12 protein-coding genes are annotated in these 15257 nt (G+C 75.8%); 7 read left to right on the top strand and 5 right to left on the bottom strand.

Features of this window, described 5'->3' with window-relative positions:
• Positions 1-242: 242 nt before the first annotated feature.
• The 5 genes from V6D49_RS19445 to V6D49_RS19425 form a co-directional block, all read right to left on the bottom strand.
• Positions 243-821, bottom strand: coding sequence for a MarR family winged helix-turn-helix transcriptional regulator (locus V6D49_RS19445; RefSeq protein ID WP_340561498.1), 579 nt, complete (start codon positions 819-821; stop codon positions 243-245).
• Between the two features lie 34 nt (positions 822-855).
• Entirely contained in the window at positions 856-1602 is a 747-nt protein-coding gene (locus V6D49_RS19440) for a TSUP family transporter (protein WP_445330553.1), read from the bottom strand.
• Between the two features lie 34 nt (positions 1603-1636).
• Positions 1637-2680, bottom strand: coding sequence for an N-acetylglucosamine kinase (locus tag V6D49_RS19435; RefSeq protein WP_445330552.1), 1044 nt, complete (start codon positions 2678-2680; stop codon positions 1637-1639).
• Positions 2671-3954: a 6-phospho-beta-glucosidase gene (locus V6D49_RS19430; protein WP_340561496.1), complete on the bottom strand. Its 1284-nt coding sequence runs from the start codon at positions 3952-3954 to the stop codon at positions 2671-2673. Before V6D49_RS19430 ends, V6D49_RS19435 begins: the two co-directional genes overlap by 10 nt.
• A 91-nt stretch (positions 3955-4045) precedes the next feature.
• A complete protein-coding gene (locus tag V6D49_RS19425) occupies positions 4046-4990 on the bottom strand; it encodes a mechanosensitive ion channel family protein (protein WP_445330654.1) in 945 nt (314 codons plus the stop codon).
• Between the two features lie 241 nt (positions 4991-5231).
• On the opposite strand from V6D49_RS19425, the gene V6D49_RS19420 reads away from it, so the two are divergent.
• From V6D49_RS19420 to V6D49_RS19390, 7 genes are all read left to right on the top strand, one after another.
• Complete coding sequence (locus V6D49_RS19420; protein ID WP_191207992.1) at positions 5232-5771, top strand: HNH endonuclease; 540 nt, start codon at positions 5232-5234, stop codon at positions 5769-5771.
• A 189-nt stretch (positions 5772-5960) separates the two neighbouring features.
• Positions 5961-7373 carry a hypothetical protein gene (locus tag V6D49_RS19415; RefSeq protein ID WP_340561494.1) on the top strand — a complete coding sequence of 471 codons (1413 nt, stop codon included), beginning with the start codon at positions 5961-5963 and terminating at the stop codon, positions 7371-7373.
• Positions 7374-7390: 17 nt separating this feature from the next.
• Positions 7391-8539 (top strand): glutamate ABC transporter substrate-binding protein, encoded by a 1149-nt coding sequence (locus V6D49_RS19410; RefSeq protein WP_340561492.1) that lies wholly within the window; start codon positions 7391-7393, stop codon positions 8537-8539.
• 69 nt (positions 8540-8608) lie between these two features.
• Positions 8609-9910 carry a hypothetical protein gene (locus V6D49_RS19405; protein ID WP_340561490.1) on the top strand — a complete coding sequence of 434 codons (1302 nt, stop codon included), beginning with the start codon at positions 8609-8611 and terminating at the stop codon, positions 9908-9910.
• Entirely contained in the window at positions 9907-12453 is a 2547-nt protein-coding gene (locus V6D49_RS19400) for a serine/threonine-protein kinase (RefSeq protein ID WP_340561488.1), read from the top strand. Before V6D49_RS19405 ends, V6D49_RS19400 begins: the two co-directional genes overlap by 4 nt.
• Before the next feature lie 2 nt (positions 12454-12455).
• Positions 12456-13847: a PP2C family protein-serine/threonine phosphatase gene (locus V6D49_RS19395; RefSeq protein ID WP_340564141.1), complete on the top strand. Its 1392-nt coding sequence runs from the start codon at positions 12456-12458 to the stop codon at positions 13845-13847.
• Positions 13848-13875: 28 nt separating this feature from the next.
• On the top strand, positions 13876-15255 hold the full coding sequence (locus tag V6D49_RS19390; protein WP_340561486.1) for a VWA domain-containing protein: 1380 nt from the start codon (positions 13876-13878) through the stop codon (positions 15253-15255).
• The last annotated feature ends 2 nt before the right edge of the window (positions 15256-15257 follow it).

The raw sequence follows: 15257 nt of genomic DNA, 5'->3' as shown, positions 1-15257 counted from the left end.
GTTCGTCACCGAAACGTGTCTTAGGTCACGTCGCGAGAGCACCGGTGATTTTGTCGGTGAGGCCGGGCTGTCAACGCACAGCACACGGCTCAGCGGTCAGGACACACCAGATTTTACGGCAGCGAACGCCCCTGGCGCGCGCCGGGCCCCTCCGCGCGTCCGCTCCGCCGGGGCCGCCGTCCGGCACCGGGTGCCGGACGGCGGCCCCGGCGGCCTGCCGCCGGATGCTCCCGTCACCGCCCTCAGGGGCGGAATCCGGCGTCCCCGCCGACGTTGTGGATCATGCGGTGGAGGAGCCGGACGACGGTGACGTACTCCGCGTCGGACATCCCCGCGCGGATCTGCGCGAGGGTGGGCGGCAGCACCTCCTGCCAGAGGTGGTCGACGAGCGTGTCGCCCGCCGCGGTGAGGTGGAGCCTGCCCCCGTCCCCAGTGGCGAGCAGGCCGCGCTCCACCAGCTCGTCGACGGCCGTCCCCAGGTCGGAGACGTCCACGTAGGGGCGGCTCGCGCCGACGACCTCGACCACCTCGTCGCGGGTGAGCCCCTGCGGGGCTTCGCGGACCCGGTTCAGCGTCCACCAGTGCGGCTGGCGGACCCCGCCGCGGGCGAGGTTGTCGTTGATGAACCCGACGATCGCCTCACTCGCGGCACCCGTCCAGTAGCCGAGCGGCTGCCGGAGGACCTCCTCGTCAGTGAACTCGGGCGGTGCGGCGGCCGGGGCCCTCCCCGGCGTCGGCGAGGTGAAGCGGGTGGCGTTCGGCGAGCGAGGGGCGGCGTCGGTGGTGGGTGCGCCGGAGGACCGTGCGGTGGAGTGCGTCATGCCCCGAACGGTAGAAGTTGAAGTCGACTTCAGGTCAAACGAGCGCGGGGACGAGTTGCCACAGGCCCTTGGCGAGGGTCACCAGACCGCCGCCGAGGGCCAGGGCGAGGATCACCCGGCGGGCCCGGCCCTCCGGCGTCCGGGCGGCGACGAGGTGCCCGGCCACGAGACCGGCCGCCAGGGTGGCGCCGGTCACCAGCCACGCTCCGCCGCTCAGCGCGGGCGGCCCCTTGGCGGCGATCGAGAAGACGTTCACCACCAGCCCGTAGAACTGGGCGTTCGGCACGAACTCGCGGGCCGACCACCCGGCGTTCACGGCGTACAGCGAGACGGCCGGGCCGCCCAGGCCGGCGGAGGAGTTCATGAACCCGCTGGCCGCCCCCGCCGTGACGGCCCCCGCCGTGCCGCGCAGCGCGGGCAGCCGCACACCGCGGACCATGAGCAGCACCAGCAGGCTGAGCAGGGCGCCCATGGCCGTCAGCAGCACCGGTTCCGGCAGCCCCCGGGCGACCAGCGCGCCGAGCGGCACGGTGACGGCGGCCGCCGCGACCAGCGGCACCATCGACCGCAGCCGGACGCCGCGCCAGGTCGCGAGGAGGCCCAGGCCGCTGATGGCGATGCCCGCGCAGTTCGCCGTCGACACTCCGTCCATCGGGCCGACGAGCAACACGAGGAAGGGGGCGGCGACCAGGCCGAACCCGATACCGGCAAGCCGCTGCACGGCGGCGCCGAAGAACACGACGCCGCCCATGAGCAGGAGGAACGCCCAGCCGGTCAGCACGGGGTGAGGCTATGCCCCGGCCCGGGCGCCCGGCTCAGCCGCCCCGGGTGTCGGCGAACCGCCGCCGCAGCGCGGCGTGGGCCTCCGGTGCGGCGCCGGCCGCGTCCAGCGCCAGCAGGGCCGCTCCGAGGACGGGCGGCACCGACAGCACCGTGACCGTCGCCTGCGGCGCCTCCCGGGCGAGCCGACGCAGCACGCGGCCGTGCAGCCGGGGGTGCCGGGCCGCCGCGACGCCGCCGCCGAGCAGGACGGGCGTCGGCTCCCCGAGCAGGCCGAGGCGGTCGAGCGTGACGCGGACCAGCGCGACGATCTCGTCCGCCTGACGGTCCACGAGCCGCCCCGCGACCTCGTCGCCGTCGCCCTCGCCGTCCCCGGCGACGGCGAAGAGGACCGGCGTCAGCTCGTGCCGTCGTTCGGGCGGCAGCTCCCCCAGGTGCAGGGCCTCGATCAGCTCGGGCATACCGGGGAGTCCGAAGTGCGCGGGCAGGGCCCGGGCGAGCAGGGTGGGGGCACCGCGTCCGTCCGCCGCCCGGGCGGCGTGCCACAGGGCGGCGTCGGCCAGTCCCCCGCCGCCGCCCCAGTCGCCGGAGAGCGCGCCGAGCGCCGGGAAGCGGTGCACCCGGCCGTCGGGGGCCCGGCCCACGCAGTTGATCCCGGCACCGCAGACGAGCGCGACGCCGTGCCGCAGGGAGCCGTCGTCGGGCAGGCCCGCCCGCAGCACGGCGAAGGTGTCGTTGACGACCTGCGAGGACGCCGCCCACCCCCGGCTCGCGACGGACGCGGCCAGGGCGCGCTCCTCACGCGGCAGATCGGCGTTCGCCAGGCAGGCGGCGAGGTGGTGGACGGCGGCGCCGGGACGCGCCGGGGGCGCGGCGGCCAGCGCCGCCCGGACCGTCCCGGCCAGCGTGTCGACGGCCCGCTCCGCCGCGTCCGCCGCGCCCGTCGCGGGCCGGAAGCCCGGGCCCCGCGCGGTGCCGAGCACCCGGCCGCCGGTGTCGGCGAGCAGCACGTCCGTCTTGCTGTTCCCGGCGTCCACCGCGAGGACGCGGCGCGTGGCGTCCTCGCCGCTCAGGCCCACGGCAGGTGGTCCCGGTTGTGCGCCAGCAGCCGGTCGGTGAGCGCCTCGGCCCGGTCGTACTGGCCGACCAGGGGGTGTGCCAGGAGGGCGGCGAAGACGCGGTCCCGCCCCCCGCGCAGGGCCGCGTCCAGAGCGAGCGTCTCGTAGCCGGTGACATGGGCGACCAGTCCGGCGAAGAGCGGGTCGAGGGTGGGGGCGGGCAGCGGTTCGGCGCCCCGCGCCGTCACGCGGGCGGGGACCTCCACCACCGCGTCGTCGGGCAGGAACGGCAGCGTCCCGGCGTTGCGCACGTTGACGGCCTGCACGGAGGGCCCCGGCGCGGTGCCCGGTGCGCCCCGGCCGAGCAGGGCGGCGGCCAGGGCGACGGCGGCCTCGGAGTAGAAGGCGCCGCCGCGCGAGGCGAGCAGCTCCGGCTTGGTGTCCAGGGCGGGGTCGGCGTACATCTCCAGGAGCCGCTCCTCCATCGCCGCGACCTCGGCGGCCCGGGCGGGCTGTTCCCGCAGTTCCGCCACCACCTCGTCGTGGGCGTAGAAGTAGCGCAGGTAGTAGGAGGGGACGGCGCCGAGACGGGCGAGCAGCGCGGGCGGCAGCTTCAGTCGCTCGGCGATGCGCGCACCGTGGTCGGCGACGAGCCGGGGCAGCAGGTCGGGCCCGTCGGGGCCGCCGTGCCGCACGGCGAGTTCCCAGGTCAGGTGGTTGAGCCCGTAGTGGTCGAGGTGGAGCGAGTCCGGGGGCAGGTCCAGCAGTTCGGCGAAGGTGCGCTGGAGGCCGATGGCGACGTTGCACAGGCCGACGGCGCGGTGGCCGGCGTCCAGCAGGGCGCGGGTGACGATGCCGACGGGGTTGGTGAAGTCGATGATCCACGCGTCGGGGGCGACCCGGCGCACGGTCTCGGCGATGTCCAGGACGACGGGCACGGTGCGCAGGGCCTTCGCCAGGCCGCCGGCTCCGGTCGTCTCCTGGCCGACGCAGCCGCACTCCAGCGGCCAGGTCTCGTCCCGCAGCCGCGCCGCCTGCCCGCCGACGCGGAGCTGGACGAGGACGGCGTCGGCGCCCTCGGCACCGGCCGCGAGGTCGTCGGTGAGCGTGACGCGGCCGGGGTGGCCCTGCCGGGCGAAGATGCGGCGGGCGAGTCCGCCGACGCGCTCCAGCCGTACCGCGTCCGGGTCGATGAGGACGAGTTCGCCGACCGGCAGGCTGTCCCGCAGCCGGGCGAATCCGTCGATGAGTTCCGGGGTGTAGGTGGAGCCACCGCCCACCACTGCGAGCTTCACCACTCGGACGATAGGACTAGACCACTCGCGGGGTCAACGGTGCGGCGGAGCGGAAGCGGAGCGGTGCGGTGGCCCCGCGCGGCACGGCGCCTCACCCCTGGTGGGGCACGCCCTTCTCCAGGGACAGCCCGGCGTCGTCGACGATGCGGATGCCCGCCGCGTCCAGGGCCTGCTTGACCCGCCAGCGCAGCTCCCGCGCGGCGGGCGGCGCCTCGCCCGGCATCGTGCGGACCGAGACCCGCACCGTCATGGACTCCATCGTCACCGCGTCCAGGCCCAGCACCTCCACCGGGCCCCAGAGCTTCTCGTCCCAGGGCGCGCTGCCCGCCATGGCCCGGCCCGCGTCGGTGATGACCCGCCGGACGGCGTCCAGATCCTCGTCCGACCGCACCTGTACGTCCACCGCCGCCGTGGCCCAGCCCTGGCTCAGGTTGCCGACGCGCTTGATCTCCCCGTTGCGCACGTACCAGATCTCCCCGTCGTCACCGCGCAGCTTGGTGACCCGCAGGCCGATCTCCAACACCGTGCCGACGGCCTCCCCGGCGTCGACGCGGTCACCGACGCCGTACTGGTCCTCCAGCAGGATGAACATGCCGGTCAGCACGTCGGTGACGAGGTTGCGCGCGCCGAAGCCGATCGCGACGCCCGCCACACCGGCGCTCGCGAGCAGCGGCCCGAGGTTGATGCTGAACACCGACAGCACGGTCAGCGCGGCGGTACCGAGGATGAGGAACGAGGCGACGCTGCGCAGCACCGACCCGATGGCCTCCGAGCGCTGCCGCCGCCGCTCGGCGTTGATGAGCAGGCTGCCGAGTCCGCCGCCCGCCCCGTCCCCCTCCTCACCCGGGCGGTTCATCCGGGCGACCAGGCGGGTGATGGTGCGGCGCACCACCGCCCGCAGGACGAGGGCGATGACCACGATGAGGACGATGCGCAGCCCCGCGCCGAGCCAGTTCTCCCAGTTGCTCTGCAGCCAGCCCGCCGCCTCGTCGGCGCGGCGGCCGGCGTCCTTCACGGTGTCGTCCACGGCGCACAGCCTAAGCGGCACCGGCGGCGGGAGGGCAGGCGCACATGTCGTCCTCGGCGCCGCCCGTCGCACCCCCACGCGCCCCCGCGCGCCCCCGCTGCGCCCGGGGCGCAGGCGCCGACGTGGGATGTGGCGCAGAACACGGGCACCGCGTTACGTGATCGTGGTGGCGCGCCGACCCCCCGCCGGGACACACTGAGGGGAGATCGTCCCGGCACGAGCCACGTGCCGCAGACGTAGAGGAGGCACCGTGCCGCATGTCCTGGTCCTCAACGCGTCGTACGAGCCACTCGGTGTCGTACCGCTCCGCCGCGCGCTCATCCTCGTCCTCAACGGCAAGGCCGTCAGCCTTGAGGACTCGGGCGCCCTGATGCACAGCGCGACCCAGGCCGTGCCCGCCCCCAGCGTGGTGCGGCTCAAGCGGTTCGTGCGGGTGCCCTACCGGGGCCCGGTGCCGCTGACCCGGCGCGCGCTGTTCGCCCGGGACGGCGGGCGCTGCGCCTACTGCGGACAGACGGCGACGAGCGTCGACCACGTCGTCCCGCGCAGCCGCGGCGGACAGCACGCGTGGGACAACGTCGTCGCGGCCTGCCGTCGCTGCAACCACGTCAAGGCGGACCGGCACATCACCGAGCTGGGTTGGCGGCTGCGCCACCAGCCGGCCCCGCCGACGGGCCTCGCGTGGCGCATCATCGGCACCGGGCACCGCGATCCGCGCTGGCTGCCGTACCTGCAACCGTACGGCGCGGACGACGCACTGGCCCGGATCGACGGCAGAGCCTCTGCCTGACGCCGGGCCTTCGCGTTCCCCGTCCACCGCTCCCCCGAGCGCCGTTACCCGGTAGGGGGCCGTGCAACCGTGTCGTCACGATCGGCGCCCGCAGCCCGGACGGGTCGTGCGGCACGGGCGGTCACGCGTCATACTGCACCGGGTAACCGGGGAGGGTTCGATGAGTGACCGAGGGGGAGGTCCCACACCGTGACGCAGCCGCCGACCGTGCAGCCGGCCCCGGCGGGCCCGGCTGCGCCGCCGGGCCCGCCGGGGCCGCCCGGCGCGGCGGTGCCGCCCGAGCCGTCCGGCCGCGCGCTGCGGGCCGAGGCCCTGCGCCGGGTGAAGGCCGCCGCGACGACCGAGCCGGGGCGCCTGCGGATCATCGGCGCCGTGCTCGTCGTCCTGCTGCTCGCCTTCGGCGCCGTGACCGCCTCCCAGGTGGCGACGCGCTCCTCGGCGGCGGACGACGTCATCGGCAGCAGCCAGCCGCTCAGCGCCGACGCCGCCGAGATCCACCGGCTGCTCGCCGACGCCAACACCACGGCGGCCAGCGGCTTCCTGGCGGGCGGCGAGGAGAGCCGGGAGGTCGGCGACCGCTACGACGACGACATCCGGCAGGCCGCCGAGCTGATCACCGAGGCGGCGGCCGGCGGGGAGGGCTCGCGGACGGCCCGCAGCCGGCTGAGCGTCCTCAACCGCCAACTACCCGTCTACACCGGTCTTGTGGAGGCGGCCCGGGCCAACAACCGGCAGGGGCTGCCGATCGGCGGCGCCTACCTGCGCTACGCCGACGAGCAGATGCGCGACGTGCTGCTGCCCGCGGCCCGCACCCTCTACGAGACCGAGGCGGCCCGCTACCAGCGCGACCACGAGGAGGCGACGTCCTGGCCCTGGCAGGCGCTCCTGCTCGGAGTGGTCTGTCTGGGAGTGCTGGGCTGGGCTCAGCGCCGTCACTTCCTGCGCACCAACCGGGTCTTCAACCGGGGGCTCCTCGCCGCGAGCGCGGCGACGCTCCTCCTGCTCGGCTGGCTCACCGTCGGGCACGCCCTCGCGTGGTCCGGACTGGACGACGCCCGGACGAACGGCGCCCGCTCCCTGGACGCCCTCAACGCGTCGCGGGTGGCCGCGCTGGAGGCCCGGGGCGACGAGGGCATGACGCTCGTCGCGCGCGGTGCGGGCGCGGAGTACGAGAAGACCTACCGGGAGAGCATGGAGGAGCTGCTCGGCTCCGGGAGCGAGCCCTCCGGTGCCGGGCTGTTGCGCGAGGCCGTGCGCCTCGCGGACGGCCCCGCAGGCCGCGCGGCCGTCGACGAGGCCTGGGAGCAGACCCGGGAGTGGGACGAACGCCACACCGAGGTACGCGAGTTGGACAACTCGGGCGAGTACGCTGCGGCGGTGGCCAAGGTGATCGGCCCCGAGGACAGCACCGGCGAGGCGTTCGACCGGGTGGACGCCGCGCTGCGCGAGGCCATCGCCCACGAGCAGGACCAGTTCGACGCCGCCGCCGGTGCGGGCCGCTCGGCGCTCACGGGGCTGGCGCTCGGGGCGGGCGTCCTGGCCCTGGCCGCCGGGGCCGGAGCCGTGGCGGGTATCGGACGTCGGCTGGCGGAGTACCGGTGAGCGGGGAGGACGGGACGATGAGCGCCAGGCGGACGGCGGCCGGGACCGCCGGGGAAGCGGAACCGGCGACGTCGCGCGCGGACGGCGGGGCGGCGCCCTCGGAGAGCGCCCGGCCAGCGGGGCGGCGCGGCGGGCGGCGCCGGACGCTGATCACCTTCGCCGCCCTCGCCCCCGTACTGGCCGCCGTGCTGACGGCGGCGCTGCTCTCCCCGGGCAACGCCCCGGACGACGCCCCGGCGGACGTCCCGGGGAACAGCGCGGGGAACAGCGCGGGGGACGGCACGGGGACCGCCGGGCGGGCGCACGTCCGCCCGCAGACGGTCGCGCCCACCGCTGCGGCGGCGCCGGAGCGGTGCGACGACGGCACCCCGGCGGCGGCGAGTCTGCGTCCGTCGGACGAGGCGGGCGCGGCGGTGGAACGCATCCGGGAGCGCGGTCAGCTCGTCGTCGGTGTCGACCAGAACAACTACCTGTGGGGCTACCGCAACCCGCACACCGGATCCATCGACGGCTTCGACATCGACCTGGTGCAGGCCGTCGGCCGCGATCTCCTCGGCGACGACCCGCATATCGTCTACCGCACCATCCCCACCGACCAGCGCATTCCGGCCATCCGGGAACGGGAGGTCGACATGGTGGTGCGCACCATGACCGTCAACTGCGAGCGCCGGGCCGAAGTGGCCTTCTCCACGGCGTACTTCACCGCCGGGCAGCAGATCCTCGCCCCTCGCTCCTCCGAGGTCACCGGGCACGACGACTCGCTCCGGGGCCTGCGCACCTGTTCGGCCAGGGGCTCGACGGCGGCAGCGGCCATGGAGCGGGAGGACTTCGGCTCCTCCCAACTGCTCGTGCCGAACCAACTCGACTGCCTGGTGCGGTTGCAGCTCGGAGAGGTGGACGCGGTCGTGACGGACAGCGCCCTGGCCGCCGGACTGGCCGCGCAGGACCCGACGGTGGAGCTGGTCGGCGAACCGTTCACCACGGAGCCGTACGGAATCGCGATGAACCTGGCGGACGAGGACCTGGTCCGCCGCGTCAACCAGGTGCTGGACGACTTCCGCTCCGGCGGTGACGACAGCGCGTGGCGGGCGTCCTACGACCGCTGGCTCGCCGACGTCATGCCGGACCGGACGCCCGAACCGCCGACCCCGCAGTACCGGGACTGAGCGCGTACGGCGGGCGACGGTGGCGGGTATGAGGATGGTGCAGTCCGGACGAGAGCAGCGAGGTGGTCGATGGGGTCCGCGGAATCCTCCGGAACGGTGCCGGACCGGGAAGAGGTGGACCGGACGCTGGCCCGGCTCGGCGCGGAGCACGAGGCGATCGAGTCCTCGCTGCTCGCCCTCCAGGACCACGCCGGGCGCAGGCTGCTGGAAGGCGCCGACCTGACGGGCACCACCAAGCACCGCTGGGCCGCGGCCGAGGCCGCCATCAGCGTGCTGTGGAACCAGTTCGAGCGCTACACCGACGCCCTCGCCACCGCCCGGGAGATCCGCGGCAGGCGCCGCTGGCCCGCGCGGGAGGACCTCGCCGCCCTGTCCGAGCTGCTGCGCGGGGAGGGCGTCACCCTGGGCGGGGAGACGGGCGCGCGCGGCGGACGGCTGGCCGAGCGGCTGAGCCTGTCGGAGCTGGTCGACCGGATGAACGCCGGGTACGCCCGCGCGCTGGACGTCGTGGTGGCCGCCGACGCCGTCTGGTCGGTGCTGCCCGCACGCATCGACCTCCTCGCAGCCGAGCTGAGCCGCATCCGCTCGCTGGCCCACTCCGTCGGCGTCCGCCAGGGCGAACACCCGGCCGGTGACGACCTGGAGGAGATCACGGCCGAACTGGCCGCGCTGCGGCGGGAGGTCATCACCGACCCGCTCGCCTTCTGGCAGGCGGAGGGCGGCAGCAGCGCGCCCGGCGGCGGACGTCCCGACACCGCCCGGTACGACCGGGCGGCACGGGCCCTGGAGGACGTGCGCCGGGAGATCGACGCCGTGCTCGGCGTGCGGCAGGACGCCGAGCAGCGGCTCATGCGGGTGCGCGACGTCCTCTCCCGCGCCGACCGGACGCTCGCCGAGGCGCGCACCGCGCGCGGCGAGGTGCTGGCGAAGATCGCGGCGTCCGAGGTACCGGCCGTGAGCGGCCCGGCGACGGCGCTGCACGAGCAGCTCGGCACCGCGGCCGAACACCGCAGGCAGGCCCGGTGGAACCGGCTGTCGCCCCTGCTGGACGGCCTGGAGCAGCGCGCGGACGAGGAGTTGGAGCGGGCGCGGGACCAGCTGGCGGCGGTGACGGCGCCGCTCGCCGTCCGGGCCGAGCTGCGCGGGCGGCTGGACGCGTACCGGGCCAAGGTCGCCCGGCACGGACTGGCCGAGGAGCCCCTGCTGACCGAACGGTACGACGCCGCCCGGCGTCTGCTGTGGAGCGCGCCCTGCGACCTGCGCACGGCCGAACGCGCGGTGCTGCGCTACCAGCGCTTCGCGGCGGAGCTGCTGGCCCCGCCCGCCACGGGCGCGGAGGAGAACGACGTGACGGGGGGAGGCGGACGATGAGCGCGCAGCGGCGGACGTGCCAGCAGCGGGGCTGCGAGGGGGTGTACGAGGACGTCGGCGGGGGCGAGCTGTACTGCGACACGTGCGGGCTCTCCCCCGTCGTGGCGCCCCCGCCGCCCCGGGCCGAGGCGCCCTCCGGATCGGTGCCGTCGGGCAGGGGAGCCCCGGGCTCGGCGGGTTCCGGCACGGGTGGTTCCGGCGCCGGGGGTGCGGTGCCGACGCCTCGGTCGGGGGCGTCCTCGGGGCGCTCGTCCGCGCGTTCGCAGTCCTCCCGCCGGTCGGTCTCCGGGCGGCTGTCCCGTTCGGTGACCGGAGCGCTGCGGGCCCGCTCGCTGTCGGTGCGCAGCTCACGGGCGTCGGGCTCGGCCGGGACCTCCCGGCACCGGCTCGGCGCCGGGCTGGTCACCGTGCCGGAGGTGCCGCGCGCGGACCCGGCGTCCGCCGTGCTGGAGAACGCCGAGGTCCCCGAGCGCAAGCGGTTCTGCGGCAACGCGGACTGCGGCGGCCCCGTCGGCCGGTCCCGGGCCGGACGGCCGGGCCGTACGGAGGGTTTCTGCACCACGTGCGGACAGCCGTACTCGTTCGTCCCCAAGCTGAACCCGGGGGACGTCGTGCACGGCCAGTACGAGGTGGCGGGCTGCCTGGCCCACGGCGGTCTCGGCTGGATCTACCTCGCGGTGGACCGCGCCGTCTCCGATCGCTGGGTCGTGCTGAAGGGCCTGCTGGACACCGGTGACCAGGACGCGATGGCCGCGGCGATCTCCGAGCGCCGCTTCCTCGCGGAGATCGAGCACGCCGGCATCGTGCGCATCTACAACTTCGTCGAGCACCTCGACCAGCGCACGGGCAGCCTCGACGGCTACATCGTGATGGAGTACGTGGGCGGCAAGTCGCTCAAGCAGCTCGCCGAGGAGCGGCGCGGTCCGGACGGCCGCCGCGACCCGATGCCCGTCGAGCAGGCGTGCGCGTTCGGCATCGAGGCGCTGGAGGCGATCGGCCACCTGCACGGCAGGAACCTGCTGTACTGCGACTTCAAGGTCGACAACGCCATCCAGCAGCACGACCAGCTCAAGCTCATCGACCTGGGCGCCGTGCGCCGCATGGACGACCACGAGAGCGCGGTGTACGGGACGGTCGGATACCAGGCGCCCGAAGTCGCCGAGCGGGGGCCCTCGGTGGCCTCCGACCTCTACACCGTGGCCCGCACGCTCGCCGTGCTGACGTTCGACTTCCGCGGCTACACGAACATGTACGTCGACAGCCTGCCCGACCCGGAGAGCGTCGAGGTCTTCACGCGGTACGAGTCGTTCTACCGCTTCCTGGTGCGCGCCACCGACCCGGACCCGGAACGGCGGTTCGGCTCGGCGGCCGAGATGGCGGAGCAGCTCACGGGAGTGCTGCGGGAGGTGGTGGCCGTCCGCAGCGGGCAGCCGCGACCGGCGGTCTCCACCCTCTTCGGACCGGAACTACGGGTGGTGAGCACCGAGTTGCTGCCCCGGAGCGACGAGGACGTGTCTCTGCTCGGGGCCCGTCCGACGGCGCGCGGCGGCGGACGGGCCCCGGTGCGGGCCGCCCCGGCGGGCGTCGGGCCGGTGACGGTCACTCCGCTGGAGCCGAGAGCGGCGGCGCTGGCCCTGCCGGTGCCCGCCGTGGACCCGGAGGACCCGAACGCCGGGTTCCTCGCCGGACTCACCGGCGCCACCCCGGCGGACCTGCACGTCGCCCTGCGCTCGGCGCCGGCCGACTCCGTGGAGCTGCGGCTGCGCTTCCTGCGGGCGCAGCTGGAGCTGGCACCGGTGGCGCCGGCGCAGCCGGTGGGAGCGGCCGACCTGGCCCACCTCTCCGAGCGGTACGCGGAGGACTGGCGGGTGGTCTGGTACCGGGGCGTGGCCGGTCTGGTCAACGGCGACCTGGAGACGGCCGCGCTCGCCTTCGACGCGGTCTACGACGCCTTCCCCGGCGAGTGCGCGCCGAAGCTGGCCCTAGCGGTGAGCGCCGAGCTGCTGGGCCAGTGGGACAACGCGGAGGAGTTCTACCGGCTGGTGTGGTCCACCGACCCGAACCACGTCAGCGCCGCCTTCGGCCTGGCCAGGGTGCGGCTGGCCGGCGGCGACCGGGCGGGTGCGGTGACGGCGCTGGAGTCGGTGCCCGAATCCTCCATCCACTACGTGGCGGCACGGGTCGCGGCGATCTCCGCCCGGCTGCGGCAACGCGGCCCCCACGAGCCCGTCCTGCCCGACGTGGAGGCCGCCGCGCGGGAGTTGGAACGGCTCCGGACGCTCGGGCTCGACGCCCGGCGCCGGGAACGGCTGGCCACCGAGGTGCTGGGCAGGGCCCTGGACTGGGTGCTGGCCGGACGTCCGACGGCCCCCGGCGCACCCGCCGGAGCCGGTCCGCTGCTCGGCAGCGAACCGACCGAGAGCGGACTGCGTCTGGGACTGGAGGGCTCCTGCCGACGGCTGGCGCGGCTGGCGCAGAGCGGGAGCGAGAGGATCTCATGGGTGGAGCGGGCCAACCGTCTCCGCCCCAGGACTTGGGTGTGAGGATGCCGCAGCTCGACCGATACTCCACCTGCCCCGGGTGTGCCGAACCGCTGGAGGAGGGCGACCTCTACTGCGGTGGCTGCGGCCGCAGCCTGACGGCCCCGGCCCCGCACGCCCCCGCCGCGCCGCCGACGGGCGCAGCCCCGGCCACGCCGCCACCACCCGCCGCGCCACCCGCCGCGCCACCACCGCCCGACAGGCCACCGCGTCCGGCCGTGCCGCCCGGCGCCCCGGCCCGGCGGCAGGCCGTGCCGGAACCCGCGCGGACCGCCGCGTCCGCCGTGCGCACCCCCACCGTCCCGGACTTCACGCTGGCGCCGCCCGACCCCGGCGCGGTGCCGACCGAGCCCGCGGCGGCCCCGGGACGCCCCCGGCCGGAGGGCGCCGACCCCGCGCCCGCGATCCCGCCGCCCGCCGGGCCGGCCCCCGGCGCACCCGATCCGCGCACCGGCGGCGCCGAACCGTCCGCCGGTGCCGCGCCGGGCGCGGGCCGCACGGGAACGTGCACCGGGTGCGGCACCGGCGGCTTCGACGCGGACGGCTACTGCGAGCTGTGCGGCCACGCGCGACCGCGCGGACGCGACCACCTCGAACAGGAGGTGCCCGGCGTGGCCGCCGCGAGCGACCGCGGTCTGCGGCACCACCGCAACGAGGACGCCTTCGCGATCACCACCGCCCCCCGGCCCGGCGCGGGCCCGGCGGTGGTGGCCATCGTCTGCGACGGCGTCTCGTCCTCCAGTCGCCCCGACGAGGCGTCGGCCGCCGCCGCGAGCGCGGCCCGCGACGCGATGCTCGACACCCTGCCGCGCGGCGTCCAGCCCCCGCACGCCCTGCACGAGGCCCTCGGCGTCGCGGCCCGGGCCGTGGCCGCGCTGGCGGACGCCCGGGTGGACGGCGGCCACAACGCCCCGGCCTGCACCATCGTCGGATCGGTCGTGGCCGAGGACGTCCTGACCGTCGGCTGGGTCGGCGACAGCCGCGCGTACTGGGTGCCCGAGGACCGCTCCGCCCCGGCCGCCCGGCTCACCGAGGACGACTCCTGGGCCGCGCAGATGGTGGCCGCCGGGCTGATGAGCGAGGCCGAGGCCTTCGCCGACCCGCGCGCCCACGCCATCACCGGCTGGCTGGGCGCGGACGCCGAGGAGGTCGAACCGCACACCGCGTCCTTCCGTCCGGAGCACCCCGGTGTGGTGGTGGTGTGCACCGACGGCCTGTGGAACTACGCCGAGTCGGCCCGGGACATGGCCGACGCCGTGCCCGGAGACGCCCGGTCCCGGCCGCTCCCGGCCGCCCGGCAGCTGGTCGATCACGCCCTCAAGGGCGGCGGGCACGACAACGTAACAGTGGCCGTCATCCCGTTCCCGGCGACGGCGCCGCGGGCAGGATCGGCCTGACGTGCAACTCCGGGGGGAGAAGCGATAGATGGCCAACTTCGCCAAGTCCAACGTGCCGCGGTTCTCGGTCGACGTGTACCAGAACCCCTACCTGCCCGAGCACGGGCAGGAGGTCAACGCGATCGTCACGGTGACGGCGACGGGCGGCGGCACGACGGGCGGGCTGCCGCTGCCGGGCCCCCCGCACGGCCCCGAGGGGGACGCGCCCCGCGACCGGTCGCCCGACGCGCCGCCGGCCGCCGTCGTCCTGATGGTGGACTGCTCCGGCTCGATGGACTACCCGCCCGCGAAGATGCGCAACGCCCGGGAGGCGACGCGTGCCGCCGTCGACGCCGTGCGCGACGGCGTGGCCTTCGCCGTCGTCGCCGGGACCCACACGGCGAAGGAGATCTACCCCGGCGGCGGCCGGCTCGCCGTCGCGGACGCCGCGACGCGCGCCTCCGCCAAGGAGGCGGTGCGGCGGCTGACGCCGGGCGGCGGCACCGCCATCGGGACCTGGCTGCGGCTCGCGGACGCTCTCCTCGCCTCCTCCGACGCGGCCGTCCGGCACGGCATCCTCCTCACCGACGGACGCAACGAGCACGAGGACCCCGAGACGCTCCGGGAGACCCTGAACGCCTGCGCCGGGCGGTTCACCTGTGACGCGCGCGGCGTGGGCACGGACTGGGAGGTGAAGGAGGTCACCGGCATCGCCACGGCCCTGCTGGGCACGGCGGACATCGTCGCCGACCCCGCCGGACTGGCCACCGACTTCACCGGCATGATGGCCGCCGCCATGGGCAAGGAGATCGGCGACGTGGCGCTGCGGCTGTGGACGCCGCAGGGCGCGGAGATCGCCTTCGTCAAGCAGGTGGCGCCGACGGTGGTGGACCTCACCGGCCGCCGGGCGCAGGCCGGTCCGCGCGCCGGGGACTATCCGACGGGTTCATGGGGCGACGAGTCCCGCGACTACCACGTGTGCGTGCGGGTACCGCCTGCGGCGGTGGGCCGGGAGATGCTGGCGGCGCGGGTCTCGCTGATCCGCCCCCGGCCCGGTGACGCTCCCGAGGTGCTGGGCCAGGGGCTGGTCCGGGCCCTGTGGACGGACGACAGCGCCGCGTCCACGGCCATCAACCCGCAGGTGGCCCACTACACCGGCCAGGCGGAACTGGCCCGCGTCATCCAGCAGGGCCTGGACGCGCGCAGGGCCGGGGACGAGGGTGGGGCGACGGCGAAACTGGGTCGGGCGGTGCAGCTCGCCGCCGCCTCCGGCAACGGTGAGACCGCCAAGCTCCTGGCGAAGGTGGTGGACGTCGTCGACGTGGCGGCGGGTACTGTTCGACTCAAGGCGAAGGTCGCCGAGGCCGACGAGATGACGCTCGAAACCCGCTCCACGAAGACGGTGCGCGTCAAGAAGGCCGCCAACTGACC

This window comes from Streptomyces sp. GSL17-111 (genome assembly GCF_037911585.1).
Classification (GTDB): Bacteria; Actinomycetota; Actinomycetes; order Streptomycetales; family Streptomycetaceae; genus Streptomyces.
The sequence above is the reverse complement of the archived record's forward strand: the minus strand, read 5'-3'. Positions and strand labels throughout refer to the sequence as shown.